Raw genomic sequence first — 26,090 nt, 5'->3', positions numbered from 1 at the left:
AAATTACCCGTCAGCGAATCGTTTGAGGAGCAATCAGGGACGTTTTCAGACTGAATTTTGAATGATTATTCTACTATCAAGGATAAGCTGGAGTGCTCAATATTGATTTATAAGGTCCGTCCGGTTGATTGTTTATCCACTGGGTAAAGCTTTGATTCGGATATATCCCTTTATGAACAAACGTGTAAAATAATTTAATAAAATCAATGCGCGCCTTATGATATTCATTTTTCCATGGTTGGGTAGACAGGGATTTAGAGGTCTCAAATAAATTGATCCCACCTAAACGTGTTTGTCGAACAATAATATCTCTCAGGCTAACCTGTGTTCCATTTGCCAGAATGTCGTGCATCACCATAAAGGTAGTTGTTCTGCCTTTACCCGCTGCACAATGATAATGAAGCCAGGTGTTTGCCGGTAATTGTTTAAATAGGGTTAAATAGTGATCAACCTGTTCAGGAGAAGGAGGATGATAATCGGGAACAGGTATTCTAAAGTACTCTATACCGCTAAGGTGAGAAACCTCTTTTTCAGTATGGATATTTTTAATTGATACCAGTACCGGGTTGGTGGGGACTTTTATACCTGAAATCGGTCGTCCTAGATTATTAATTTGAATAGTGTTCTTATTGGATAGATACTTAACCCAGTTCTGTTCCGATTTATTAATTTCAATCAGAGATTTACCCCAGTTAATCTGATCCTTTTTATAAAAAATACTGATGGGTAAACCATTAATAAAAAGATGAGTTTCCTGTCTCAAATCGATTATAAATATTTGATGTTTCGCCCCATATTTTTTTTTCAACCACATCAAATTGGCTTCAGTAGGGTTAGCACTGCCTGAAATGTATAAATGGCTTAAACCTTTTAGGTTTAACTCAGGTTTGTTCTCATTATTATTACTGAGATTAGCTGTTGTACTTCTCCAATGAAAAGGCTCTGCTTGAGTCGTTTGCGGGTTTTTGCGCCAATGGTTGTCTATCCAGAATGCACCGGACGGTAATTCCGGATTTTTTGATGGATTAACTGTAATGCGGTCTGATACTTCAGCATAAAGGCATGCACTAAGCAGGGCGAACGTAAGGAACAGACTGATGTTGATTTTTTTCATGGGATAAGCCTGACTTGACGATGTACATGCACTATAGAGACCCAATTGCAATCCTACAATCCGTTCAAGTATAAAAGATTAAGAAAACAACAGTGTATTTTAATTGAACTGTTTTAATAATACTACTCTTTATCTTATTTAATGATTTCGGTTGTATACCGTTGTGCTTTCATCTCTGCTGACCAAAAGTTTGCGGGAAGTCCCATTTTTAATTTTAAATGTTCGAGAAATTTATCTTTGCTGTCTATAGATTCCCAAACACTGGGCAGAAAGGTTGCCTGATAGTGTTTATAGGTTAAAAGCAATCCATCAACTCCCTGGCGTAACTGAGATTGAAGCTCGTGCTCCGTGTTAAAATACAGCGTTTCCATTGGGCTTAAAATGGAAATTGACAAGGAGAGGTCATTAAGCTCCTCAGAGGTTAATTTGGGAAATCGTGGATCAAAGAATCCTGCCCGGATGGAGTTATTGATTACATTATCAGCAAGCAGTTCCTGGGAATAAAGACTGCCCATACATCCTCTGAGCATTCCTTTCTTTTTTATGGTTACGAATGACGGCATTCGAATATGCAATAATTCATTGTATTCCATAGGATTAAATATTAGGAGTTTTTTTTCAGTCGCTTGTAGCTTTAGTGTTTCTTTTGCCAGATAGAGAAGTTCATCCGCACAGTGATCCGCAAATTTAAGATCTTGATAAAAATGATAGGATGCATATCCGACTACTTTATCTTTTGTCCCTGCCGTGTCTCCGGAATTTCTCAGATCCAGTAAACGTCCACAAATTTGATTTTGACGTGCAAAGTGTAAAAATCCACGCAATGGATAATAACCGCATGCCCCTTGATGATGTAATGCTTCTGAATTTAAGGTGCTGATGGAAAGACAGGTGTTTCTGTCTGTTTGTTGCGCTATATCGTAAGGCAGATAATGACTTAGATCACTGCTGATGATGATTAAGGTTTCCTCTCCACCCCAGACCTGTTTTATCAGATCAGCCACTTCCTGTTCACTGGTTTCACCAACCACCAGAGGAAGCACTGTAAATTCGTTGAATATCATCTGACAAAAAGGCAATTGAACTTCCAGACAGTGTTCTCTTTGATGAGCCTGACTCAATGCGTGTACATAAGGAAGCGTACTTATTTTAGCTAGAAGATCCTGATCCTGTTCCAGTTCTCCCAATGGGGTAGCGAATCGTTTGACTGGATCATAGGCAATCCCTTTCAGGTACATGGTGTGAGCGGGCCCTAATAGTACAATTTTCTTAATCGTATCGTTTTGTTGGGTCAATGAAGCGTACGCTGAGGCAGCTATGGAACCTGAGTATATATATCCTGCATGCGGAACAACCAGTACTTTTGGGGAAGGACTGTACTGTTTGCTCTGGCTCAAAAGATGTTGAATTGTATTGCGAAGTGTTAACTGATCGCCGGGATAAAAAATCCCTGCTACAGCCGGTTGTCGAACAGTCATTACCTAACTCCAGTTCTACTGCAGGTACTATACTTATAAGTATAGAATAGTGTTTCACGGCAGGGTTATTTGATGAGAGATATAATTCCAACTCAGTACTGGCATAAGCTTGAAGACGATCGCATTCAATGTGATGTATGCCCACGTAATTGTAAATTGCGTGAAGGTCAACGAGGATTATGTTTTGTCAGAGCTAATATCGATAATCAGATTCAATTGACTACTTACGGTAGGTCCAGTGGTTATTGTATTGATCCTATTGAGAAAAAACCGTTAAATCATTTTTTGCCAGGGTCTCCGGTTTTATCTTTTGGAACGGCGGGGTGTAATCTGGCTTGTAAATTCTGTCAAAACTGGGACATCAGTAAATCACGGGATATGGATACTTTAGCCGATAATGCCATGCCTGCAGATATTGCTTTGGCAGCGAAAAATCTGCACTGTCGCAGTGTGGCCTTTACTTATAACGATCCAGTGATTTTTATGGAGTACGCCATTGATGTAGCTAAGGAATGCCATCAACTGGGAATTTATTCTGTTGCTGTTTCTGCAGGTTATATTAATCCGGAACCGCGTAGGGAATTTTATACCTATATGGATGCTGCGAATATTGATTTGAAAGCCTTTAGCGAACAATTCTATTACAAAATAACGGGTGCTCATTTACAACCTGTTCTGGATACCTTGGAGTATTTAAAAAAAGAAACCAATGTCTGGTTTGAGATTACCACGTTGCTTATTCCTGATGAAAATGATTCCACTACCGAATTGGAGCACATGTCTGCCTGGATAATGGACCATTTGGGACCTGATGTTCCAATACATTTTACCGCTTTTCATCCTGACTGGAAAATGAAGGATAAATCGCCAACTCCGTTTTCAACTCTCCAAAGAGCCAGGGAGATAGCCCTTAAATCGGGTATACATTATGTATATACCGGGAATGTGCATGATACTGCAGGTAGCACCACTTATTGTCCAAACTGCAAGATACCTGTAATCGTCAGAGACTGGTATCAGTTATTAAATTATCGCCTTGATGACACGGGACATTGTCTTCATTGTCAAACCTCGATAGCAGGGGTTTTTAATGGTCTTGCAGGGAATTGGGGTCCTAGAAGGATGATGGTTAAATTGGGTTTAAATCCAATGTGACATTCTGAAAATAATCCCTCATTTAATATTTCCATAATAATCATTTAGTACAATATGGCATTTTATTATTCAATGGTGGTGTTTATGAAATTTCAAGATTCTAAGTTTGAAATGCGTTATAACGAGTTGTGGAATCAATATGCAGTTAGTACAGATAACCTGATTAAATCAAAATCTGGTAGTAAAAGATCAGGACTTTTTGTGTTAGATGAATCTCACTATGTTGATTTAATCTCTAAATACGCTTTTGTTGCAAATAATATAGTGAGTAATTTAACTCGTCAGACAGCTGCAGGTATGTATGACGATAAGGATTACATTGAAGAATACTTGAAATCAACTATTGACAATACCTTTGCTGATTTTGATCAATACAGAAGTCTGCTGGGTAGTCGTTATGGAGAACACTCTAAAGCTGTGGCGCTTATTAATGAAACCTTGCAAACGCTTGGTAATCTGTTCAGTGAGTATAAAGCATCTTCTTACCCTTCATCTAAATTGGAAGATGACTACCCTGCATCCTGTTCTTACTAAGAATAGGTGATTGGGTTTTACTTTCGAAATTCAATAATGATTTATGTGGGCGTGCTCTCAATTCACGCCCGGTCTTTTAGAACTTTTAGCCTGTTTGGCTACGTCCTTTATGAGCGAACGAATCCATTGATGCGCTGGATCTTCATTGTCTTTTTGGTGCCAATATTGATAGCAGCTATAAATGTCAATTGGAAAGGGAACTGGCGCTATACTTAGATGAAGATAACTGTTTAACTTCTCTGCTGCAGAACGAATGGTCAGAGTAAGGTAATTGGTACCCGGCAGAGTGATGAGCGGGACTAAGCCATGTCCTACGCTTATTGATACACGTTTGGCATAACCCAGTTTAGCCAGATATCGGTCAAAGTAATTGTGAAACGGTGTACCGCTTAATGATAATTGGATCAGCGGGTATTTGAGTATATTCTCCATACTGATAGTTCCGTTTTCGAATCCTGGATGATCTTTACATCCAACTATTACTGCTTCATCATGAAATAATGCTTGATGTTTTAAACCTCCTGGAGCACCTTCAAACATACCAACCATGACATCCAATTCACCTGATTCAAATACATCTGAAGACGTAAGATACCTTGGGTGTACTATATTCACTTTAATGTCTGGCGCAACTTCTTCTATCTTGTGAATCAAGTTTGGAGCTAATAAATACGAAACCAGATCCGACATGCCAATGCGAAAGGTCCGAGTATCCGTTGCCGGATTAAAGGGTTGGTGACATGAAAATATAGTATCAATCTGGGACATGGCATTACGAGTAGGTTCAATCAGAGATGCAGCCAATGGGGTCAGTTGCATGATGTTATGTCGCCCGGGAACCAAGAGAGAATCATTATAAAATTCTCGTAACTGTTTTAATGAAATGCTCATTGAAGATTGACTGACACCAATCTGTTTACTTGCCAACGTAACATGCCTGCAAGAGAGCAAAGCATAGAGGGCGCGTAGCAAATTTAAATTCAAATGTTTTGTGCTCATTTAGTTTTTATAAAATGTAAGCTTACTAAGCATATAGCAGATGTCTTAATTTTTATCAAGAAAGTTCAATGAGTTAGAACTCATTCGTGTTCTTTAACTCTGGGAAACGTCATATCAAATGCTAATAGGGTTCTCTTGAATGTGGAACTGTGCCTGCATTTGGAGATCCTTCACTGCGTTCAGGATGACGTAATAAAACAATCGTCATCCCGAGTGAAGCGAGGGGTCTCCTGAATGTGGAGCTGTGCTTGCATTTGGAGATCCTTCACTGCGTTCAGGATGACGTGTGCTTGCATTTGGAGATCCTTCACTGCGTTCAGGATGACGTAATAAAACAATCGTCATCCCGAGTGAAGCGAGGGGTCTCCTGAATGTGGAGCTGTGCTTGCATTTGGAGATCCTTCACTGCGTTCAGGATGACGTAATAAAACAATCGTCATCCCGAGTGAAGCGAGGAATCTCCTGAATGTGGAGCTGTGCTTGGATTTGCAGATCCTTCATTGCGTTCAGGTTGAAGAACTGGCCAATCATTGCTGTGCTATAATTGAACAATACTGCACAGGAGCTATTATGAAACGATTTCTTTTTACAGCTCTAAGCTTGGTCTTCTTGACGTGTTCCGGATGGGCTCTTGATTTTGATACTCATAGAAGTTCTCAGGAGCAATTAAATACCCAGGATAAGGCAGAAGAGGGAGATGCCCAATCACAACTGGAGTTAGGGATCAGTTATGAGAAAGGTGATGGTGTAGAACAAGATTATAAAAAAGCGGCCTATTGGTATCAAAAGGCTGCTGATCAAGGGAATGCTGATGCTCAAAATAATCTTGGGTTATTGTACCTGAAAGGACAGGGCGTGCCACAAGACAGCAAACAAGCAATGGTTTGGTTGAAAAAAGCGGCAGATCAAGGGTCAGCACTGAGTCAAAATAATGTGGGAATATTGTATGAAAACGGAAATGGCGTTGCAAAGGACCCTCAACAAGCGTTTGTTTGGTATAAAAAAGCCGCTGATCAAGGGAGTTCTGATGGGCAGTATAATTTAGCGGTTTTATACATGAATGGTACTGGCGTCCAAAAAAATATTGTTCAGGCCATTTATTGGTATGAAAAAGCGGCCGAGCAAGGCGATCTGGATGCACAAAATAATCTTGGCGTACTGTATGAGCGCGGTGATGGAATACCAAAAGATTTAACCAAGGCAATAAATTGGTATACCAAAGCTGCCAATCAAGGTTCATCTTTAGCACAAACCAATCTGGGTGTTTTGTATATGGATGGCGATGCATCAGTGAAAAATAGTGAACAGGCAATTTATTGGTTTGAGAAAGCTGCAAACCAGGGAAATATGAAATCGCAAAATAATCTCGCTTTTATGTACGAACACGGTCAAGGTGTTTCTAAAAACATGGAACTGGCAGTCAGCTGGTATTTAAAAGCCGCAGAGCAAGGCTTTGCAATGGCTCAGAATAATCTTGGCATAATCTATTCGAGTGATGGAGAGTATAAAAATTATCAACAGGCATTAATCTGGTTTAGGAAAGCCGCAGAGCAGGGTGATGCCGAAGCACAAAATAATCTTGGTTTAATGTATATGAAGGGCCAGGGAGTGTCTGTAGATTATAAAGAAGCTGTATCTTGGTACCAAAAGGCTGCCGAACAAGGTTTACCCCTGGGCGAACATAATCTTGCCGTGATGTATATGAATGGTCTTGGCGTTAAAAAAGACAATAAACAGGCAATTAACTGGTATCAAAAGGCAGCCGAACAAGGCCAGCCATTAGCTCAGAATAATCTTGCTGTGATGTATATGAATGGAGAAGGAGTGAAACGAAACATCGATAAAGCAATATATTGGTATACCAAAGCAGCAGAACAAAACCTGATCTTGGCGCAAATAAATCTGGGTTTGATGTATGCTGATGGAAAGGGCGTCAAGCGTGATTTGGCGAAAGCAAAATATTGGATAGCCAAAGCCAAGGATAGCGGCTCCCAGGATGCTCGCGACATTTGGGTGTCTTATAAATTATGGAAGTATTGAACCCTGTCCATCTATCGCAAAACTCATTTTTATGGTTCTATACTTAGATAAACCTTAAATAACTAATGGATTAGTTCGATGCCTATTCGTCTGATACACAATCCAGAAGACAGACAGTGGCGAATTTTATTAGTTTATGACATTTATAGACTGTTAAGTGTTATTTTATTTTTAGGGATGTATTTTTTTAGTTTCATTTATCGCCCTCATTCTCCTCTGTTTTACAGTATTCTTGTCGCTTATTTTATTTTCGCTTTAATCTTTTTAGTAATTTGGCAACACAGAATCCTAAGCTTTGACAATCAGGTGTTTTTATCGGGAACCCTCGATGTTATTGCTATTTCGAGTATGTTGAGCATTATAGGGAATATGGATTCCGGATACGGAATTTTATTAAATGTTACCATTGCTGCTCTTAGTATTTTGGTGCCAGGTCGTTTAGCGATATTTTTTGCCGCACTTGCCAGCTGCCTGCTTTTATGCGGCAACGTATTGAAGTTCATGATAGATAATCAAAAAGATTTAAGTACGTTTTATTATAGTGGAATATATGGAGCGGGCTTCTTTGCTACAGCAATTACTGCCTGGTATCTTTCCAACTGGGTTCGGCAATCGGAACATTTAGCTCGTCATCGTAGTTATGAATTGGCCAGTATGCAGCGAATTAATGAATACATCGTCGAGAGGTTGCACTCAGGAATTATTTATGTGGATGAGGCAAAGCACATTAAATTGATGAATTCTGCTGCGCGACAATTTTTTAATGTAAATAAAAAAAATAATCCGATTAATTTGAATCAACTTTCGGAACAGATTGCCAGTAAGTTTGATAATTTTTTAATGAAAAACAAAACAAATGAAGGCGTCGCTCAGACTTTAATTGAAGAACCCTATTTAAGAGTCCATTTTTTTTCAACTGATGTAGCCAATAATTCTGAAGTATTGATTATTTTGGAAGATATGTCTTATATAGGGCAACAGGCACAACAACTCAAATTGGCGGCATTAGGCCGATTTTCGGCAAGTATAGCCCATGAGTTGCGTAATCCTCTCGGTGCCATTGCTCATGCAGCACAGTTATTTGGCGATGATTATGGTTTAAATAAAGAAGATGCTCGTTTGAAACAATTAATTATTAATAATTGTGAACGAATGAATGGCGTTATTAAAAATGTATTGCAATTGACCCGACGTCAACAGTCTCATCCAGAAGTTAATGATCTAGCCAGTTTATTAGAGCAGTTTAAACAAAATTTTTGTCACAGTAATGAATGTAATTTAACGATTAAGTTACCCAAAAACAAACACGTTTCCTGTGTGTTTGATAAAAGTCAACTGGAACAGATACTCGTAATACTGTGTGACAATGTAATGCAGCATGGACGTGATGAGGAAGGTAATGTGAATATCGTTATCACTGTAAAGTCTTCTCCTAATAAAACCATAATAAGCGTTTGTGATACAGGTCCAGGGATTCCTGTTGAAAATTGGGATAATGTATTCGAACCTTTTTTTACTACTTTAATCACTGGGACAGGCATGGGCTTGTTTCTTGCCAGAGATTTATGCGAAATTAATCAGGCGCGATTAGAACTGGTGAAATGCAATAAAGGAAGTTGTTTCGCTATTACTTTAAATCCATCGGAAGAGCTATTGATATGACTAAAAGCACTGTTCTGGTTATCGATGATGAGCCGGATATTCGGGAGTTGTTGACCCTCACTTTGTCGCGCATGGGTTTGATGTGTGATACCGCCTCGGATCTTAAAAGTGGAATAGAATGCGTGAAACAAAATAATTATTCTCTTGTTCTCACGGATATGCGTTTACCTGACGGTGATGGCATTGAACTGGTAAAATTCATTCAAAAATACAAACCGCAGTTACCGGTTGCGGTGATTACTGCCTTTGGAAATGTTGAAGGAGCTGTAAATACTTTAAAAGCAGGGGCTTTTGATTATGTTTCAAAACCCGTCGATTTAACGATGTTGAAAGAGCTTGTTAAAACAGCCTTGGCAATGCAAAACGCACAAAATGACCCTCAGGATGAAACTCTGGTCGGTGAAAGTTCAGTAATGAATCAATTAAGAGAGAGTATTCATAAATTGGCCCGGAGCCAGGCTCCGGTGTTTATCCAGGGAGATTCCGGCGTTGGAAAAGAGTTGGTCGCACAACTCATTCATTCAAATGGACCGAGACGAGATAAACCGTTTATTCCTGTCAATTGCGGTGCCATACCTAGTGAACTGATGGAATCGGAGTTTTTTGGTCACAAAAAAGGAAGTTTTACAGGAGCCATAGCTGATAAAACGGGTTTATTTGTTGCGGCACAGGGTGGGACTTTGTTTCTTGATGAAATAGCGGAACTTCCTTTGGCCATGCAGGTTAAATTATTGCGTGCGATTCAGGAAAAAGCGATTAAACCGATTGGTGAGTTGTATGAAATTCCAGTAGATGTTCGCATTCTAAGCGCAAGTCATAAAAATCTGTTGGATGAGATTAGTGCAGGTACATTCAGGCAAGATTTATATTATCGCGTCAACGTTATTGAATTGCGTGTACCTACTCTGGCAGAACGACTTTCAGATATTCCCGTTTTAGCCAGGGCGATATTAAAAAAATTAGCTAAAAATCAAAACAGAAGCCCTGTTACAATTAGCGATGAATGTTTAAAGCTGTTACAAAGTTATCATTTTCCAGGTAATGTCAGGGAGCTGGAGAATATTCTTGAACGCGCTATGGCCATGAGCGAAGGAGAAACCATAGAACCAGCCGATCTGCATTTACCTAAAGTTCCGTCTATTGTACCACCACATATGACGACATCCTCTGCCAATTTACCTGGATTTCTTCAGGATCAGGAAAAAGAGCTGATACTGGAAGCTCTTAATAAAACGAAGTGGAATCGAACTGCGGCTGCTCGATTATTAGGAGTTAGTTTTCGGACATTAAGATATAAATTAAAAAAACTGGACCTCGATTAACTAAGATATAACGTCTTATTCAGCGACAATGCGTGATCCAGTACATTCTTGAATTGTTCACCTTTTTTTGTTTTTAAATTATTCGATTTCTTTGAAATCTATTAAGTCATGGTCTAAGGTTATATAACGCGATGAATTGTATTCAACGCGATCTTTCATAATTAATACTAAGGAAAGTAATAATGAACTCATGGAATAGTGTTGTTTTCTTAAAAACAAAAAATGCCTGGTCAGACTCTTCTTCTATAGCCAAAATGAATGGCGTTCAAAGTCTGTGGTCTACTTCTGGTGATTGGGACTGGTGCATTAAACTTGATCCTAAACATTCAACTCCTGAAGAAACAGCAGTTTTTGTTAAAAATTTAAGAAATGCTGATTGGGTTGCTGAGACAAAGACAAGTTGGTGGAAAGAAGTTTCTGTCCGATAAACGGGCATATTTGGCGTATCTTGAGAGATCGCCATCCTAAAAAATGCTCATGCACCTGTTGTGCACGCCGCTTTTTTAGGATGGCGATCTCTCAACCTCCACTCAAATCTACCCGTTTATCCCGCGAATGAGTTTTTTGTAAAAATTGCTCATACGTCTAATGCGCACTCCGCTTTTTTTTGGATGGTGATCTCTCAACCTCCACTCAAATCTGGCTTTAAATACAATTTGACGAATTTTGAAAAAGTAGTTCAACCATGTAGCCCGTATTAGGCGCAGCCGTAATACGGGATCGAGGCTTCGTTATCCCCGTATTACGGCTGCACCTAATACGGGCTACGATTTTGCGATTGCTGGTACAACCTACATTATTAATACGTTCTTATTTTAACTTTAAAACGCCAGAGCAGTAACAGTACACTAAACCCTGCTCCTAATACCATTCCCCACCAAAGTCCTGCACCGCCAAGATTCATATGGCTGGCCATAAAATATCCAAGTGGTAAGGCAACTCCCCAAAAACTGATGATGGATATGCCTAGAGTAAAATGGGTATCTTTCAAAGCACGTAGTGCACCGAATAAAGCTATTCTTATGGCCTCAATTAGCTGAAACAATGCGCTGATGGTTAACAGTTGAGTTGCGATACGGACTAATTCCCTATTGTTGGAATTGTGAACGTCAAAATCTATATTAATCAAGGCTGTCGGGATAGTCCAATAGATAATCGCTACCAGAAGCATCAGCGAAGCGGCAATAAGAATCCCTATATATCCTGTGCGTTCCGCAGAAGCTTTATTACCCGAACCCAATAGATGCCCCATGCGTACTGTTATGGATTGGGCAAGAGAGAAAATCAGGGACATCAGCGTACCAAGATATTGCAAGGCAATTTGGTTTGCTGAAATGACCAGGCTGCCAAATGACCCCATAATTAAAGTTAAAGCGAAGAAAAAGGCAACTTCTACGCAATACATCATGCCCATGGGAACACCAATCCTCACTAATTCAATCAAATAAGAAGGTTTGGTTGGTTTCAATAATAGTCGAAAATAGCAACTGTAGTTTTTGTTTGTTATAACATAAAGGGTCAAAAAAACCGTAGTAATCCAATAGCTGGTAGTTAATCCCCAACCAGCTCCGGCAATACCTAAGGGCGGAAAGCCAAATCTGCCAAAAATAAATGCAAAACTAAAAAAAATGGTGAGCGTCACCGAGATGATATTGAACACCAAAATAAAACGCGCCCGTCCAAGCCCCATAATGACTTCAAGCAGCGCTATCATGACGACATTAGGCAAAACACCCCATGCCATAGCATGTAAGTAAGTTTTTGCCAGTTGCACTATAGCCGGACTCTGACCAAAAACCAGAAAGAGCGGGGACATATTCCAAAATAATAGAAATATAGGTAGTGCAAGTAATAAAGCCAGCCAGAATCCGTCGCGGACTACGTGTAAGATACCTTTCGTATCATCAGCTCCGTGTTTGTGTGCAACTAAAATATTAATCGAGCTTAATGTACCAAAGAGAATGACCACTACAGTGCCAAATAACCAGCTTACCAAAGATCCTGCGGCTAAAATATCCGGACCTAATCGAGCAAGGAACATGGTCTCAAAAAACCATACCGATGATTGCATCAATCCAGTCAGGGCAAGGGGAATTGCTAATTTTATCAGTGGATAAAAATTATCTTTGAACAGCTTCATTTTGAGAGTTCCTGGATGGCCATTGCGTGTAAGTGATCTTTAAGACAGAGGGATCTTATCCTAAATTGTGCAATAGGCTAGTATATTCATTTTTTATTACTTTTTGATAGACTGTTGTTATTCGTGCGCCATTCCAGACATAACTGAAATGAGCTCCTTGCTGGCAGTGATGAATTGAGTTTGGTTTAAACAGCGCGTAATTTGTTCCAGGTGATCGAATGGAATGATATACGATACCGTCCTCCTGGTGTTCTTTAATTTGAGAACCAAGAAATTGGCTCTGGGTGTAGTCAGTGGGTGAATACAGCGGATTGTTGCCTTTATCCAGAACCGTTAAATTAAATAAATCAGCACTAAATTCAGCAATCAAGCTTCTCATGGCCAATTCTTGAGCAGGTTCCTGTGTGTATGAGAGAAATTGTTCCTTATGATAGATGGTTTCTGCAATCGCAGTTGATATGGACTCTGCTGCGTAATATATCCCATAGTCACCGTTGGAAAATCTGCTTCCATTGGGATTAATGTGAGTAAAGGCAGCCATTATATAACCACAACCCGGAACAGCATAAAGTCGTTGATCAACAGGAACTCGATCCAAAAGTCCTATTTCCTCTTGTATTCTTGGATTAGTAAGCATTTGTATGGCAAACAGAGCTTCGAATTCCTCCGGATTGGCAACATCTTCAAATAAGTGAATCGGGGGAAACTGTGAAGGAATTATCCGATAACAACGTTGTTTCACAAAGGGTAATTTATTGAGTGAATCTAGTGAAACCATTAAGCTTTACCACCACGCTCGGCATTGAGTCTGCTGGCAACAGCCCACAAATCAACAACTCGTCCTTGGAGCATGACATCCATTGCCGAACGGCCATTATAAAATGGAGCCATATTCGGTTTTCGTACCCATTGGTAAACAGAATCCTGATTTGAAAATAATATTCTTAATGCAGCATGAATATTTAAAATGTACGATATACGTTCTGTAATATCATGGCTGAATGATGCATTCTCAGGGGAATTTTTGTATTTGAACCAGGTTGAACGTTTGAGGCCTAACAAAATCAGTGCTTCTTCAGTAGTGCAATGCCATTTGTCGAAAATGTTCAACACTACTTTAAAAGCAGTTTGAATATGCTCTTTAGCTAATAGGGAAGTTGTTTTATTTGGAATCATCTTATACCCTGATTCAATACTTAGTCTAAATATAGACTATATTTATAAAATAGTCTATATTCGTACTTGCTAGATTTAAATTGATTCCAACCCTCACTCTGAGAAATCTCCTCATCATCGATCAAACCGAAAATGTTTGTATTTTAGTTTCAATGATTAGATTAAACTCCGCCTCTCTGAGTTACGCGAAGCAATCAACAATGGCGCCTTATTAGGAATGTGCTCTGGATTGCTACGCTTTGTTTGCACAGACGAAAAATTATTTTGACCTTTAATTTTCGGTCATGTATTTGATTTCATCTATTTTGGCGTTAATACGCGCCATCAGATAGGGATCATTTTTTGATAAATTACGCGCGACTTTTAATTGTGCTATAGCTGCTCGATGTTGTCCTTCAAGCAACAAACATTGAGATTGAGTAAAATAAGCGTAATTTTTTTGATGCGATTCTGCTTGAGCTCGAGCTAATTCTCTGCAAAGAGGTAGATCTTCTTTATAGATTCTGCTGCCTTTAAGCAATACGCTGGTCGCTTTCTCTGCCTGGTTGGCGGACAGTAAACCCTGGGCATAAGCCATTAGTGCAGCGTAATTATCTGGATAATTTTTTTGAGCATCTGCCAAGCGGTTTATCGCTGCTTTATTCTGTGACAAGCCAAGTTCAGCCTGAGCCATGGCTATTTGAAAATATAAATTGTCCGAATTGTTATCAATAATAGGCCTTAAACGCTCAGCTGCTTTGGCGTATTCATTATTGTTTAATAACGCAAGTACATATCCATATTGACAGGCAATAGAACTGTTTCTTTTGTGACATTGATGTTCATAGTAATCGAGTATTTGTTTGGTCTGTGGCGTCACGGAAACACGGATCAGTTCTTTAAAAAGAGCATAGTCCAGTGAATCATTATAACGCTTTCTCTCAAGTCGGGCGGTGCGATTTTCTGCCTCAGCAATACGATCCGCGTCCATGGGATGGGTACGGAGTATTGCTGGAACATCAGCAGAATAATAATATCGAGAATTTTCCTGCATTTTTCGGAAAAAAGCGGCCATGCCTCGCGGATCAAACCCAGCTTTGATCAGCATGTCGATACCTATTCTGTCTGCTTCTTTTTCTTTGGAACGGGTAAAGTTGATATTATCCTGAGAAAATCCGGAAATTGAGGCCATCATGGCTCCCATTCCTACTGTGGGATTTAAAGCCCCAAGCGCTATCGAAGCCAGCATGGAAGCCAGCATGGGAACTCGCATTTGTTTTTGGTGTTCAATCATGCTGTACAGATGATGCAGACGAACGTGTGCTATTTCATGAGCCATTACTGCAGCGAGTTCGCTTTCATTTTGGGTCGTTAATATCAGTTGGGAATTAATTCCAATATATCCACCAGGCCCTGCAAAGGCATTAATTTCTCTGGATTTGACTATAAAAAAATAGGGTGTTTTGATTCGCCCATAGTATGCGAGCTTTTTTCCAATATGATTGATGAATTGGTTGGCCAAGGGGTTGCGTTCTACACTGTCTGATTGATTAATCAGTTGAATGAATTGATGCTCCAGCTGTTCCAGTTCTTTTGTTGAATATGGAGATAGTCCTTCAGCGAAGGAGGGTTGAGCCAAAATAAACAGTATAAATAACCTTCCCAAAGCAGATAAGCTGGAAATAACTGGTTTTAACTTAAATTTTAAATTCAATTGAATCATTAGGCTACTCATAAATTGAATAATTTGTTATCATTCGTGCACTTTTAAAAGGTGGTTAATCGATGCACGAACAGTTTTTGCTTGCAGCACTTAATCAAGCCAAACTAGGTCAAGGGATCTGTGCGCCCAATCCCAGTGTTGGAGCAGTAGCTGTGCAAAATGGAAACATTATAGCACAGGACTGGCATAGAGGTGCAGGTTCGCCACATGCAGAACAACTATTGTTAGCACAATTTACCCCTAAAACGCCAGGGGTTAGTTTATATATTACTCTCGAGCCTTGTAATCATTGGGGGAGAACGCCTCCTTGCGTCAATGCGATTATCAATCACGGCATAGAAGAGGTGTATTTTTCTTATTTAGATCCTAATCCTCTTGTAGCTCAAAATAATTCTACCGCTCTTTTGCAGGAGCACGGTATCAAGGTAACACATTTACCTTTGCCTGAAATTGATGAATTTTATAAAAGTTACACTCATTGGATTGTAACTCATAGACCAAGAGTTACGGTCAAGATGGCACAGAGTTTAGATGGAAAAATAGGGCGGCTGAGTAATGAACGGGTCATTTTATCCAATTCTTTGTGCGCTGAATTTACCCATAAAATGCGCGCTGCAAGCGATGTGATATTAACCAGCGCCAGAACAGTAGAGCGGGATAATCCCCGAATGAATGTCCGATTAAATCAGCAGGAACAGGCAAAACCGGTGGCAATAATTGATCGGGACCTCAGTTTGAGTGATGAGTCTTTGGTGTTCTCTACAGCCAGTCATTGTTACATATACCATGATGAACATCGTTTATTGCCTGATACAGAGCGAATTAAAGCCGATCCGGGGCAAATTCGTTCGAACAGCTCACTTTCTCTTTATCCTAATAGTACTTATCATGCAATGCCCTTAAAGTCAGGACGGATGGATTTGAATTCCATCATTAACCATCTGGGGGAGTTGGGCTTCCATGATGTCTGGGTAGAAGCAGGCGGGGCAATTTTTAGTGCATTACATCAAGAGGGATTGGTTCATAGAACTTACTTATATATAGTTCCAATCTTTTTAGGTACTGAAGCAGTTTCAGCCTATCAGTACCGTGAACTATTTGATCGCGAACATAAAGTTTCCTGGCATGAAATGGGTGACAATATGATAGCATGTATCGATTGGCAGGAGGTTTAGTGTTTACTGGTTTAATAGACAATACAGGTGAGGTACTTGCTAACCATGAAAATGATTCTGGGAATAAACTGATTATTTCATCAAATTATGAACATCTGCAGATTGGTGAAAGCGTTGCCGTCAATGGCGTATGCCTTACATTATTACCGTCTGAATCAGGAGAGTTGCATTTTGATGTGTCGCCTGAAACGTTAAGGGTAACAACATTGGGTAGTTTATCATCCGGTGATCCTGTGAACCTTGAACGTTCCATGATTGCGTCGACACGGTTTGGCGGTCATTATGTGAGCGGTCATGTGGACATGACTGCTTTGATAAAATCCATTAATTCTCTGGATGAATATATTGAAATGGAGCTTGAAGGATTTGATTCAAACTCCATGTTCTATTTGATACCCAAAGGCAGCATTACTGTGGAAGGAGTTAGTCTGACCATTAATGATGTAATAAACCAATCCATTAAATTAATGCTGGTACCGCACACTCTGTTACACACTACTTTAGGGTCGTTACGAGTGGGGCAGCATGTAAATATAGAATTTGATTATCTTACCCGTATTGTTGCTCATCAGCTTCAAATTGCCGGGAAGTTGAACTGTGAGGTAGAGTCATGAAGCATTCATTAGTCAGTATAGAACAGGCAATGGAAACACTTAAAGCCGGTAAAATGATTATTCTAATGGATGATGAAGACAGGGAAAATGAAGGCGATTTGGTGATGGCCGCGGAATTTGCGACGCCAGAAGCAATAAACTTCATGTCACGTTTTGGTTGTGGGCTAATTTGTTTGCCGATGGCTGAAGAGTTGATTGATAAAATTCAATTACCAATGATGGCTAATAAGAACAGGTCGCCCTATGGTACGGCATTCACCGTTTCAATTGAGGCAGCCCAGGGTGTTTCAACAGGTATCTCAGCACAAGACAGAGCACAGACTATTAAAGTAGCTATCGATCCACAAAGTGGGCCGGCAGATATTATTTCCCCTGGTCATGTGTTTCCTTTGCGGGCAAGACCCAAAGGAGTACTGGAACGAGCAGGACAAACTGAGGGCAGTGTTGATTTGGTTCGATTGGCGGGTTTGACACCAGCTGCCGTGATTTGTGAAATTATTAATGAAGACGGTACCATGAGCCGGCGAGATGAGTTGGTGACTTTTTCTGAGAAACATCAAATTCCTTTGGTTACGATCAAGGATTTGATTGAGTATCGAATAAAGAACGAAGATTTAGTCACTGCTGCAGCAACTACTCGAATACCGTTGAAAGATAATGGCACTTTTAATATGACAGTATTCGAAAATGAGCTGGATTCAGCAGAGCATTTTGTTTTGGTAAAACCTCCTGCGTATGGAAATCGGGTTCCATTGGTTCGAATCCACTCGGAATGCATTACGGGAGATGTTTTTGGCTCATGCAAATGCGATTGTGGCAAACAATTAAAAGCATCACTGTCGCAAATAGCAGAAGAAGGGGGCGTATTAATTTATTTGCGTCAGGAAGGAAGAGGCATTGGTTTAGCGAATAAATTAAAAGCCTATGCCTTGCAGGAACAAGGATTCGATACTGTTGAGGCGAATTTAAAACTGGGTTTGCCTGCTGATGATCGTGATTATGCGATTGCATATCAGATACTGAAACATTTAGGCATTGATTCAATACGAATGTTAACGAATAATCCTTTAAAAATTTCAGCAATGGAACATTATGGTATAAGCGCTCAACGTGTTCCTTTAGAGATAGAACCTACAGATGAAAATCGTGGTTATTTAATGACAAAAAAACAAAAGCTGGGGCATTTGTTGGCTATTGATTAGGATAATAATGAAAGTAATTAAAGCACATTGTAATGAATTAAGAAGTCCATTCCCAATTGCAGTAGTGGTCAGCACGTTTAATGAGGCGATTACCAATGCATTAAAAACAGGAGCTTTGGAGCGTTTGGCAGAACTTGGTTTTAAACCAACTGATATTACTTTAGTTGAGGTACCTGGTGCTGTTGAGATACCTTTCGTTGCACAATTGTTAGCTAAGAATAAGCAGGTTGATGCGGTTATAGCGCTGGGTGCGGTGATTCGAGGTGAAACCAGTCATTACGATTATGTATGTGAACAGGTGAGCCAAGGGTGCCAAAGAGTGATGCTCGATCATGATATCCCAGTTGTCTTCGGTGTTCTGACTACAGAAAACGATGAGCAGGCTTGGGATCGATTAGGCGGAAATCATGGACATAAAGGAAAGGATGCGGCTGATTGTGCGGTTGAGATGTACTTGATTAGCCAACAGTTGCGGTAACTTCACGATAAATCTCTGAACTATCGTCATCCCGAACTCGGCAGCATGCCTGCATTTGGAGAGCCTTCGCTTCGCTCAGGATGACGAAATTTAACCGTCATCCCGAGTGACACGAGGGATCTCCTGAACGTGGTGCTGTGCCTGAATTTGACGCTCTCATAGTGCGTTCGGGATGACGGTACTCCCAGGATGATGAATGAAAAAGTTATATAGTACATTAGGCATGATAATCTTGACTCGAGTCCTTTAGGTACAGCAAGCGTTAACAGCATAAGAAGTCCAAATAATAATTTTCTTAAATTTGTGTTATTTATATCCTCATTTTGGTAGAATTAAATCCCGTTTACATGCAAATTTAATTTAGCGCCAATTTGGTGGATTCGGCATTTCGAACGGGGTCAAAAATGACAAATTATATTTTTATTACAGGCGGAGTCGTCTCTTCTTTAGGGAAGGGTATTGCTGCCGCGTCACTCGCAGCTATTCTTGAGGCTCGAGGTCTTAGTGTTACTCTCATAAAGCTTGATCCCTACATCAATGTAGACCCTGGCACCATGAGTCCATTTCAGCATGGAGAGGTTTTTGTTACTAATGATGGGGCAGAAACTGATCTCGATCTTGGTCATTATGAACGTTTTGTTAAAACGACCATGACTAAACGTAATAATTTTACGACTGGTAAAATTTACGAAAACGTGATTAAAAAAGAAAGAAAGGGCGACTACCTGGGGGGAACTGTTCAGGTAATTCCACATATCACCAATGAAATCAAACGATGCATCAAATTAGGCGCAGATGGGTTTGATGTAGCAATGGTTGAAATTGGCGGTACGGTAGGTGATATTGAGTCACTTCCTTTTCTTGAAGCCATCCGGCAAATGCGTATTGAATTAGGTGCCCAGAGAGCGTTATTTATTCATCTCACTTTAGTGCCTTATATTGCAACCTCTGGTGAGACCAAAACCAAACCGACGCAGCACTCTGTAAAAGAATTGCGTTCAATAGGTATTCAGCCTGACATTTTGATATGTCGTTCAGAGAAAGCCATTTCCTCAGCAGATCGCGCTAAAATCGCATTATTTACCAACGTTGAAAAAGAAGGGGTCATCGCGCTTGAAGATGCTAAAAGTATTTATCAAATTCCGATGATTTTGCATGAACAAGGCTTGGATGAAATTGTTGTTAAAAAATTAGGTCTGACCGTGAACCCGGCAGATTTAAGTGAATGGCAACGCGTTGTGGGTATGCAGGCTATTCAGACCATGACAGTAAAAATTGCCATGGTGGGCAAATATACAGAGTTGAATGATGCTTATAAATCGATTAATGAAGCGCTTCTCCATGCAGGAATACATACTCAAACCAAAGTAGAAATCATTTATCTGGATGCGGAACTGATCGAAAAACACGGCGCCACATTACTGGAAGGGATGGATGCAATTCTTGTTCCTGGTGGATTTGGGGAAAGGGGTGTTGAAGGAAAAATTAAAGCCATCCAATATGCCCGTGAACATAAGATTCCTTTCTTGGGGATTTGTCTGGGTATGCAAACAGCAGTAATTGAGTTTGCCCGAAATGTAGTCGGATGGAAAGGTGCGAATTCTACTGAATTTAATAAAGAGACACCTTATCCAGTTTTAGGATTGATTAGTGAGTGGATGGATGCTGATGGCAGCAGACAAACACGAACTGAAGATACCGATCTGGGTGGAACGATGCGACTTGGCGCTCAATTGTGTCAATTGGAAGAAGGAACTTTAGCGCGAAACGTCTATGGTACATCACAAATTGTAGAACGTCATCGTCATCGATATGAAGTGAATAACAGATACGTAGAAGAGTTGGTGAAACATGGCTTAATCATTGCAGGACGTTCAGCAGATGGATCCCTGGTGGAAATGGTTGAATTAGCCGATCATCCCTGGTTCCTGGCCTGTCAATTTCATCCTGAATTTACTTCAAACCCTAGAGAGAGTCATCCTCTGTTTAAACAATTTGTACTGGCAGCTCGAAAAATACATCAAGAAAAGGAAAAAGCATGAGATTGTGTGGATTTGAAGTAGGTATCGATAAACCATTATTTTTAATTGCTGGTCCTTGTGTTATTGAAAGCGAAGAATTGGCTTTGGAAACAGCAGGTTATTTAAAGGAAATGTGTGCTCAGATCAATATTCCTTTTATCTATAAATCTTCTTTTGATAAAGCAAACCGATCGTCCATTTCGAGTTATAGAGGACCTGGTTTTGAAAAGGGTTTGTTGATCCTTGAAAAAGTAAAATCTCAAATTGGCGTGCCGGTGTTAACTGACGTTCATGAAGATACCCCTTTGCTTGAAGTGTCCAGTGTTGTTGATGTGTTACAGACACCTGCTTTTTTATGCAGACAAACCAATTTTATACAAAAGGTTGCCGCATTGAATAAGCCGGTGAATATCAAAAAAGGACAGTTTCTGGCACCTTGGGAAATGAAACATGTTATTGCAAAGGCTAAAGCTGAAGGCAATGAACAGATAATGGCCTGTGAGCGCGGAGTAAGCTTTGGTTACAACAATCTGGTTTCAGACATGAGGTCACTGGCAATAATGCGTGAAACAGGGTGTCCTGTAGTTTATGATGCGACTCATTCCGTACAATTGCCAGGTGGAAATAATGGCGTATCAGGCGGTCAACGAGAATTTATTCCTGTTCTTGCCAGGGCTGCTGTTGCAGCAGGTATTTCCGGTATTTTTATGGAGACACATCCCGATCCTGATAAAGCGTTGAGCGATGGACCGAATAGCTGGCCTTTAGCCAAAATGCAGCAACTTTTAGAATCCTTGAAAGCTATTGATGAAGTTTATAAAAAAACGGGTGAAATTTATTGATTATGAAGGTTTAGCTTCAATAATTTAATAGTTACCTGTGCGAAGTATATTGTGTTTAGAGCATGCAGAGTATGCAGCTCTATCCATTTTCAAACCCGATGTTATCTTTACACTATGCTAAAAGTTCCGTTTTAAAGATTAGCGAGATCTCATAAAATTGTCCTTCTCCCTCCGGGAGAAGGTGCCGACAGGCGGATGAGGGGATCTTAAAATCATTAAAATGTCCCATGAAAAGATTTAGCAATTAATAAACATAGCCTGTATTCGACGAAGTCGTAATACAGGGAGGTACTACCCGATTATCATCGTTCTTCCTACTTTAAACTAATGTATATAGTCTGATACCTCTATCAAACTTCTCATGACAGCGAATTTATGAAGTGCTTGTTTCCTGTATTACGACTTCGTCTAATACAGGCTACGATCTTAGAGAGCAATGTCGGGTTTCGAACCGACCTACGCTTCTTGCTTTATCCAGGAGAGTCCTTCACTACGCTTAAAATAACCAAATTTCCGAAGGAAACGTCATCCCGAATGCAATGAGGGATCTCCTGAGCGTGGTGCTGTGCTCGCATGTGGTGATCCTTCGCTACGCTCTGGATGACGAAATTCATGAGTTTATTGAGATAGTTCTTTTAATTTACTAACCTATTGAAATCCTTATATTTTTTTGATTACATATAAATATAAACAATGAGTTGTCATTGTTTTATAAAAACATATGGATTGTTGAGACAGAGAACTCACTAAAATTAAGTCATCCCTGACCGGAGAATGATCGCTCCCAATGTCTGGATTAAACCAGAAAACCAGAAAATCAGAATACTCATCAACACTGCATTCATCTATATGGGTAATGCTGGCGTTTAAAAGAGTTAAACCCAAATACTGACCATTTACGTGTTAAGCATCTAATTCTTACTGGCATAAATAGTGAGTCCGGTTAGGCTGGGTCTGATTTTTAGCTTAGGTCTTGAGTTTAACATCAACACGATAGAAGTATTTCATTTAAACTTATCTTATGTAAGGAAACAGATATGCGAAGAAACACAATTAAAATGCTCCATAAAATAGTGTCTAGTCTCTTGTTACTGCTATTCATATCAGTATTACAGGCAAGTCCTTTATGGACATTTGAGCCGTTAACAGCTACTACGAGAGCAGTACCTGCTAATGGAACAGCGACAGTGCAATACCGAATAACCAATCAATCCAAAAGTGCGAATAAATTAATCATGCAGGCTCTGCACGGTATAACTCAAATCACCAGCGGATTCGATATTTGCGGCAGTCCATTTGTGTTGACCAGTAAAGGATCCTGCATTCTGTCCTTGCAAATAAACGGTAGTCAGTTAAACGCGCCAATTATGGAGGGACCAATAGTGTGTCAGCATGATAAAAGTCCTCATCAGTGTTACCAACCGGGCAAATCGGATAGTCTTCATATCACTCAGGCACCACCAATATTGGATGCAAATATTTCAGTGAACGGTTCTCCTTTGACGCTAACGGTGAATGGTGCATCAGGCCAGTTAGTCATAAGTAATTCGTCTACCGAAGTTGCGGCCACCAACATTACTTCGAATTTCACCGGTACTGCGTTAGATGGAAATGTGACCGAAACAGGAAATACCTGTGCTCAGGTGCCACCAGGAAGCAGTTGTACACTCACATTTACTCCGGGAAATACGGTGGTTCCATTAACAAATTTCAGCATTCAGGGCACCAATACTAATGCTTTAACGGCAGCAATTAAAATCGAATCAGGAAGTACTTTGACGCAGGTAAATCCAAACTCAGGAACAGCAGCAGGAGGGGTAACCGTTACATTAACCGGATCAGGGCTAACCGGAGCTACTAACGTGACCTTTGGCGGAGCATCGGCAACTAATATTAATGTAATAAACACCTCTACAGTAACGGCAATAACGCCAGCACACGTTGCTGGAGTAGTAGATGTAGTTATTGACACCCCGGCTGGTGGAGCAACGCTGGTTAATGGGTATACCTATGTAACAACAGCTCCGGGACAAGCATCAAATGGTGGTGTCATTGCATGCATTAATGGAGGATTTTTTAACTTGATCGCTGCTACTGTGGATAATAGTTCGAGCATTATATGGGGAGCTTTTACTGCGACCAATGCAATAAGTACAGTTCGTGGGGCTAACAACACTGCAATGATTGTAGGAGTATTAGGTGCTGGTAATTATGCGGCACAACTGTGCGATGGATATGCTATTGATTCTCAGGGAAATACTCCTTGTCAGGCTGGGAATACGTGTTATGCAGATTGGTTCCTTCCTGCAAAAGATCAATTAAACTGTCTCTTTACTAATCGTGTTGCCATTGGTGGTTTTTTTAGTGATGGATATTGGAGTTCTACCGAATTTGCTACTGATCCAGCCAGGGCTTGGCGTCAACTCTTTAATACCGGCACTCAAGGAGCGGTGAGCAAAGGGCTTTTTAATAGAGTCAGGTGTGTACGCACGTTTTAAATAAAGGGACACATCAATTATTCATTAATAGAGTAAGGTCATAATTGATGTGTCTTTGTGTGTACCTGAGCGCTCCTTACTATTAAAGAGGCACAGTGATTTAAATTAATTTGCAATTTAAATCCCTTTGTCATTCCAATGAGGGTGTCCTTGCATTAAATGAGCAACTAGCGCTGCATGCTTAGTGGTGAGGAGTCTTATCATTATTTTGTTCACGAGTGAGAGTAGCCTGTATTAGACAAAGTCGTAATACAGGGTAGCTTTTTCAAAGAGACCTCCCGTCTATGATCTATAATTCAAGGTTAAATGAATCGATGTACTATTTTATATCAGCATCCTCTTTACCAGATCATGGATTTGCAAGAGAGCTTAATCCTGTATTACGACTTCGTCTAATACAGGCTACATTTATTGCAGATTGGATTAAAGTAAAGGTACAAATTAATATAAAGTAAGAAGAATGATCCAGGAGGGTGTATTAGGAATTAATTATGTGGTGCTATGCTGTGAAATGCTCATTATACAAACATTTAAAAACGTGTTATTTCAATAGAGTACGAAATAGACTTGGCGGAGAGGCAGGGATTCGAACCCTGGGAAGGTTGCCCTTCAACGGTTTTCAAGACCGCCGCATTCGACCGCTCTGCCACCTCTCCGACAGCCGAGAATACTATCGTAACGTCTGATGTTTTGCAAATGGTTTTTGAAATTTTTGATGAACTTTGGTTAATTGTAATGAATCCAGTACTTCTGTTCTATGTTCCTGTTATTTAAATTAAAGAATCAGCGAGAGAGTGTTCGCAAATTAGTGTGTCCTAGGTATAATGTCCCAAATTTTCCTGTCGCTGTTGGATAGTGCAACAGATACAAAATATAGGTGTAGTTTATGAAACGAATTCAAATTGTGTTCCTGGTTGGTCTTGTTATTGCCTTGTCCTCTTGTGCCAAATGGAATCAGGATGACGAAGAAAAAAATCCATATAAGGGGATGACCGCGAAACAGCTTTATACCGCATCACAAAAATCGTTACGCAAACAAGAGTATGCGACGGCTGCGAAACAGCTTGAAGCGATGGAATCCATGTATCCTTTTAGTGATTATACTGAGCAATCGCAAATGGAATTAATTTATGCTTACTATCAGAATGAAGATTATCCTTCTGCGGCGGCAACAGCAGAACGTTTTATTCATCTTTATCCTCGCGCTAAAAATGTTGATTATGCTTATTACATGCGTGGTTTAGCTAATTTTCAACAGACTCGGGGTGTTTTTGCTAAAGTATTCCCCATGGATGAATCATGGCGTGATCCCGGTACCCAAACACAGGCTTTCCTTGATTTTGCGACCTTGATTCAAAAGTTCCCAAACAGTAAATATAAAGCGAACGCCTTACAGCGTATGATTTATCTGCGTAATATGTTTGCTCAACATGAACTGGATGTGTCACAGTACTACTTCAAACGTAAAATGTATGTCGCAGCTATAGAACGCGCCAATTATTTGGTAAAAACCTATCCCCAGGCTCCAAGCGCTCAACAAGCACTGGTGATAATGTATGATGCCAACATGGCTTTAGGACTTAAAAAGGCCGCAGAAGATGCGATGGCTGTCTATCAAGCTACCTATCACACGTCCAATATGGTCCGAGTTGCTTCTTAATTGTATTAGAGGGGAGAGTTCAGTATTTCCCCTCTTTCTTTCTCACGCGGATATTCAATTTATTTAACGTACACCGTTCTTATAATACCCCATCTTTTCGAGCATAACGAAGTAATCCAGAACCGAATTTTATTAGAACTATAATCTGGATTGTTTCGCTATGTTCACATAGATAATTGTTTATGCTCAATCGTTGATATATAACTTCGCTTGAATTAAAAGCAGATGTTCGCAGAGCAATGGTTATTCATTAGATTTATTTCTAGAGGTAACCCGGG

22 protein-coding genes and 1 tRNA gene are annotated in these 26,090 nt (G+C 40.0%); 15 read left to right on the top strand and 8 right to left on the bottom strand.

Annotation, left to right across the window (positions count from 1 at the left end; translation table 11 throughout):
• Nucleotides 1–76: 76 nt before the first annotated feature.
• Both IZU94_RS14525 and amrB read right to left on the bottom strand, forming a co-directional pair.
• On the bottom strand, nucleotides 77–1,114 hold the full coding sequence (locus IZU94_RS14525; protein WP_203112116.1) for a fused DSP-PTPase phosphatase/NAD kinase-like protein: 1,038 nt from the start codon (nucleotides 1,112–1,114) through the stop codon (nucleotides 77–79).
• A gap of 134 nt (nucleotides 1,115–1,248) precedes the next feature.
• The gene (amrB, locus tag IZU94_RS14520; protein ID WP_203112114.1) at nucleotides 1,249–2,592 is read right to left on the bottom strand and encodes an AmmeMemoRadiSam system protein B; all 1,344 of its coding nucleotides are present in this window, start codon (nucleotides 2,590–2,592) and stop codon (nucleotides 1,249–1,251) included.
• A 72-nt stretch (nucleotides 2,593–2,664) separates the two neighbouring features.
• On the opposite strand from amrB, the gene amrS reads away from it, so the two are divergent.
• Together amrS and IZU94_RS14510 are read left to right on the top strand one after the other, a co-directional pair.
• Nucleotides 2,665–3,747, top strand: coding sequence for an AmmeMemoRadiSam system radical SAM enzyme (amrS, locus tag IZU94_RS14515; protein ID WP_203112112.1), 1,083 nt, complete (start codon nucleotides 2,665–2,667; stop codon nucleotides 3,745–3,747).
• Between the two features lie 84 nt (nucleotides 3,748–3,831).
• The gene (locus tag IZU94_RS14510) at nucleotides 3,832–4,281 is read left to right on the top strand and encodes a beta-glucosidase (RefSeq protein ID WP_203112110.1); all 450 of its coding nucleotides are present in this window, start codon (nucleotides 3,832–3,834) and stop codon (nucleotides 4,279–4,281) included.
• Nucleotides 4,282–4,338: 57 nt separating this feature from the next.
• On the opposite strand, the gene IZU94_RS14505 is transcribed toward IZU94_RS14510, so the two are convergent.
• Nucleotides 4,339–5,280 carry a LysR family transcriptional regulator gene (locus IZU94_RS14505; RefSeq protein ID WP_203112106.1) on the bottom strand — a complete coding sequence of 314 codons (942 nt, stop codon included), beginning with the start codon at nucleotides 5,278–5,280 and terminating at the stop codon, nucleotides 4,339–4,341.
• A 570-nt stretch (nucleotides 5,281–5,850) separates the two neighbouring features.
• Here IZU94_RS14505 and IZU94_RS14500 point away from each other — a divergent pair.
• The 4 genes from IZU94_RS14500 to IZU94_RS14485 all read left to right on the top strand — a co-directional run bounded on the left by IZU94_RS14500 (nucleotide 5,851) and on the right by IZU94_RS14485 (nucleotide 10,732).
• Entirely contained in the window at nucleotides 5,851–7,320 is a 1,470-nt protein-coding gene (locus IZU94_RS14500; RefSeq protein ID WP_203112103.1) for a tetratricopeptide repeat protein, read from the top strand.
• Nucleotides 7,321–7,398: 78 nt separating this feature from the next.
• Nucleotides 7,399–8,982 (top strand): ATP-binding protein, encoded by a 1,584-nt coding sequence (locus IZU94_RS14495; RefSeq protein ID WP_203112100.1) that lies wholly within the window; start codon nucleotides 7,399–7,401, stop codon nucleotides 8,980–8,982.
• Nucleotides 8,979–10,304, top strand: coding sequence for a sigma-54-dependent transcriptional regulator (locus IZU94_RS14490; protein ID WP_203112096.1), 1,326 nt, complete (start codon nucleotides 8,979–8,981; stop codon nucleotides 10,302–10,304). The genes IZU94_RS14495 and IZU94_RS14490 overlap by 4 nt, the downstream gene beginning before the upstream one ends.
• Nucleotides 10,305–10,486: 182 nt before the next feature.
• A complete protein-coding gene (locus IZU94_RS14485; protein ID WP_203112093.1) occupies nucleotides 10,487–10,732 on the top strand; it encodes a hypothetical protein in 246 nt (81 codons plus the stop codon).
• 371 nt (nucleotides 10,733–11,103) lie between these two features.
• Here IZU94_RS14485 and IZU94_RS14480 read toward each other — a convergent pair whose 3' ends face one another.
• The 4 genes from IZU94_RS14480 to IZU94_RS14465 form a co-directional block, all read right to left on the bottom strand.
• Nucleotides 11,104–12,444: an MATE family efflux transporter gene (locus IZU94_RS14480; protein WP_203112090.1), complete on the bottom strand. Its 1,341-nt coding sequence runs from the start codon at nucleotides 12,442–12,444 to the stop codon at nucleotides 11,104–11,106.
• 55 nt (nucleotides 12,445–12,499) lie between these two features.
• On the bottom strand, nucleotides 12,500–13,222 hold the full coding sequence (locus tag IZU94_RS14475) for an RES family NAD+ phosphorylase (protein ID WP_203112087.1): 723 nt from the start codon (nucleotides 13,220–13,222) through the stop codon (nucleotides 12,500–12,502).
• Entirely contained in the window at nucleotides 13,222–13,620 is a 399-nt protein-coding gene (locus IZU94_RS14470; protein ID WP_203112084.1) for an MbcA/ParS/Xre antitoxin family protein, read from the bottom strand. The genes IZU94_RS14475 and IZU94_RS14470 overlap by 1 nt, the downstream gene beginning before the upstream one ends.
• 271 nt (nucleotides 13,621–13,891) lie before the next feature.
• Nucleotides 13,892–15,334 carry a M48 family metalloprotease gene (locus IZU94_RS14465; RefSeq protein WP_439649237.1) on the bottom strand — a complete coding sequence of 481 codons (1,443 nt, stop codon included), beginning with the start codon at nucleotides 15,332–15,334 and terminating at the stop codon, nucleotides 13,892–13,894.
• Between the two features lie 50 nt (nucleotides 15,335–15,384).
• On the opposite strand from IZU94_RS14465, the gene ribD reads away from it, so the two are divergent.
• The 8 genes from ribD (at nucleotide 15,385) to IZU94_RS14425 (ending at nucleotide 24,607) form a co-directional block, all read left to right on the top strand.
• On the top strand, nucleotides 15,385–16,497 hold the full coding sequence (ribD, locus tag IZU94_RS14460) for a bifunctional diaminohydroxyphosphoribosylaminopyrimidine deaminase/5-amino-6-(5-phosphoribosylamino)uracil reductase RibD (RefSeq protein WP_203112081.1): 1,113 nt from the start codon (nucleotides 15,385–15,387) through the stop codon (nucleotides 16,495–16,497).
• On the top strand, nucleotides 16,497–17,111 hold the full coding sequence (locus IZU94_RS14455) for a riboflavin synthase (protein ID WP_203112078.1): 615 nt from the start codon (nucleotides 16,497–16,499) through the stop codon (nucleotides 17,109–17,111). Before ribD ends, IZU94_RS14455 begins: the two co-directional genes overlap by 1 nt.
• Entirely contained in the window at nucleotides 17,108–18,313 is a 1,206-nt protein-coding gene (ribB, locus tag IZU94_RS14450) for a 3,4-dihydroxy-2-butanone-4-phosphate synthase (protein WP_203112075.1), read from the top strand. Before IZU94_RS14455 ends, ribB begins: the two co-directional genes overlap by 4 nt.
• A gap of 7 nt (nucleotides 18,314–18,320) precedes the next feature.
• Nucleotides 18,321–18,791, top strand: coding sequence for a 6,7-dimethyl-8-ribityllumazine synthase (ribH, locus tag IZU94_RS14445; RefSeq protein ID WP_203112072.1), 471 nt, complete (start codon nucleotides 18,321–18,323; stop codon nucleotides 18,789–18,791).
• 404 nt (nucleotides 18,792–19,195) lie between these two features.
• Nucleotides 19,196–20,833 (top strand): CTP synthase, encoded by a 1,638-nt coding sequence (gene pyrG, locus IZU94_RS14440; protein ID WP_203112070.1) that lies wholly within the window; start codon nucleotides 19,196–19,198, stop codon nucleotides 20,831–20,833.
• Complete coding sequence (gene kdsA / locus IZU94_RS14435) at nucleotides 20,830–21,654, top strand: 3-deoxy-8-phosphooctulonate synthase (RefSeq protein ID WP_203112066.1); 825 nt, start codon at nucleotides 20,830–20,832, stop codon at nucleotides 21,652–21,654. Before pyrG ends, kdsA begins: the two co-directional genes overlap by 4 nt.
• Before the next feature lie 1,037 nt (nucleotides 21,655–22,691).
• Nucleotides 22,692–24,152 carry an IPT/TIG domain-containing protein gene (locus tag IZU94_RS14430; protein ID WP_238400452.1) on the top strand — a complete coding sequence of 487 codons (1,461 nt, stop codon included), beginning with the start codon at nucleotides 22,692–22,694 and terminating at the stop codon, nucleotides 24,150–24,152.
• A gap of 314 nt (nucleotides 24,153–24,466) precedes the next feature.
• Complete coding sequence (locus tag IZU94_RS14425; RefSeq protein WP_203112063.1) at nucleotides 24,467–24,607, top strand: hypothetical protein; 141 nt, start codon at nucleotides 24,467–24,469, stop codon at nucleotides 24,605–24,607.
• 113 nt (nucleotides 24,608–24,720) lie between these two features.
• On the opposite strand, the gene IZU94_RS14420 is transcribed toward IZU94_RS14425, so the two are convergent.
• Nucleotides 24,721–24,808 (bottom strand) — tRNA-Ser (locus IZU94_RS14420).
• A 230-nt stretch (nucleotides 24,809–25,038) separates the two neighbouring features.
• Here IZU94_RS14420 and IZU94_RS14415 point away from each other — a divergent pair.
• A complete protein-coding gene (locus IZU94_RS14415) occupies nucleotides 25,039–25,812 on the top strand; it encodes an outer membrane protein assembly factor BamD (RefSeq protein ID WP_203112061.1) in 774 nt (257 codons plus the stop codon).
• Nucleotides 25,813–26,090: the final 278 nt, after the last annotated feature.

This window comes from Legionella bononiensis, from assembly GCF_016786215.1.
GTDB classification, from domain to species: Bacteria; Pseudomonadota; Gammaproteobacteria; order Legionellales; family Legionellaceae; genus Legionella; species Legionella bononiensis.
Note: the sequence above shows the minus strand (reverse complement) of the source record. Positions and strands in the feature narration are given on the sequence as shown.

Coding starts and splice junctions, on each gene's coding strand:
- IZU94_RS14480 (WP_203112090.1), bottom strand. CDS start 12,444: ATGAAGCTGTTCAAAGATAATTTTTATCCACTGATAAAATTAGCAATT.
- amrS (WP_203112112.1), top strand. CDS start 2,665: ATGAGAGATATAATTCCAACTCAGTACTGGCATAAGCTTGAAGACGAT.
- pyrG (WP_203112070.1), top strand. CDS start 19,196: ATGACAAATTATATTTTTATTACAGGCGGAGTCGTCTCTTCTTTAGGG.
- IZU94_RS14430 (WP_238400452.1), top strand. CDS start 22,692: ATGCGAAGAAACACAATTAAAATGCTCCATAAAATAGTGTCTAGTCTC.
- kdsA (WP_203112066.1), top strand. CDS start 20,830: ATGAGATTGTGTGGATTTGAAGTAGGTATCGATAAACCATTATTTTTA.
- IZU94_RS14425 (WP_203112063.1), top strand. CDS start 24,467: ATGTACTATTTTATATCAGCATCCTCTTTACCAGATCATGGATTTGCA.
- IZU94_RS14495 (WP_203112100.1), top strand. CDS start 7,399: ATGCCTATTCGTCTGATACACAATCCAGAAGACAGACAGTGGCGAATT.
- ribB (WP_203112075.1), top strand. CDS start 17,108: ATGAAGCATTCATTAGTCAGTATAGAACAGGCAATGGAAACACTTAAA.
- IZU94_RS14500 (WP_203112103.1), top strand. CDS start 5,851: ATGAAACGATTTCTTTTTACAGCTCTAAGCTTGGTCTTCTTGACGTGT.
- ribD (WP_203112081.1), top strand. CDS start 15,385: ATGCACGAACAGTTTTTGCTTGCAGCACTTAATCAAGCCAAACTAGGT.
- IZU94_RS14415 (WP_203112061.1), top strand. CDS start 25,039: ATGAAACGAATTCAAATTGTGTTCCTGGTTGGTCTTGTTATTGCCTTG.
- IZU94_RS14525 (WP_203112116.1), bottom strand. CDS start 1,114: ATGAAAAAAATCAACATCAGTCTGTTCCTTACGTTCGCCCTGCTTAGT.
- IZU94_RS14470 (WP_203112084.1), bottom strand. CDS start 13,620: ATGATTCCAAATAAAACAACTTCCCTATTAGCTAAAGAGCATATTCAA.
- IZU94_RS14475 (WP_203112087.1), bottom strand. CDS start 13,222: ATGGTTTCACTAGATTCACTCAATAAATTACCCTTTGTGAAACAACGT.
- IZU94_RS14490 (WP_203112096.1), top strand. CDS start 8,979: ATGACTAAAAGCACTGTTCTGGTTATCGATGATGAGCCGGATATTCGG.
- ribH (WP_203112072.1), top strand. CDS start 18,321: ATGAAAGTAATTAAAGCACATTGTAATGAATTAAGAAGTCCATTCCCA.
- IZU94_RS14465 (WP_439649237.1), bottom strand. CDS start 15,334: ATGAGTAGCCTAATGATTCAATTGAATTTAAAATTTAAGTTAAAACCA.
- amrB (WP_203112114.1), bottom strand. CDS start 2,592: ATGACTGTTCGACAACCGGCTGTAGCAGGGATTTTTTATCCCGGCGAT.
- IZU94_RS14485 (WP_203112093.1), top strand. CDS start 10,487: ATGAACTCATGGAATAGTGTTGTTTTCTTAAAAACAAAAAATGCCTGG.
- IZU94_RS14505 (WP_203112106.1), bottom strand. CDS start 5,280: ATGAGCACAAAACATTTGAATTTAAATTTGCTACGCGCCCTCTATGCT.
- IZU94_RS14510 (WP_203112110.1), top strand. CDS start 3,832: ATGAAATTTCAAGATTCTAAGTTTGAAATGCGTTATAACGAGTTGTGG.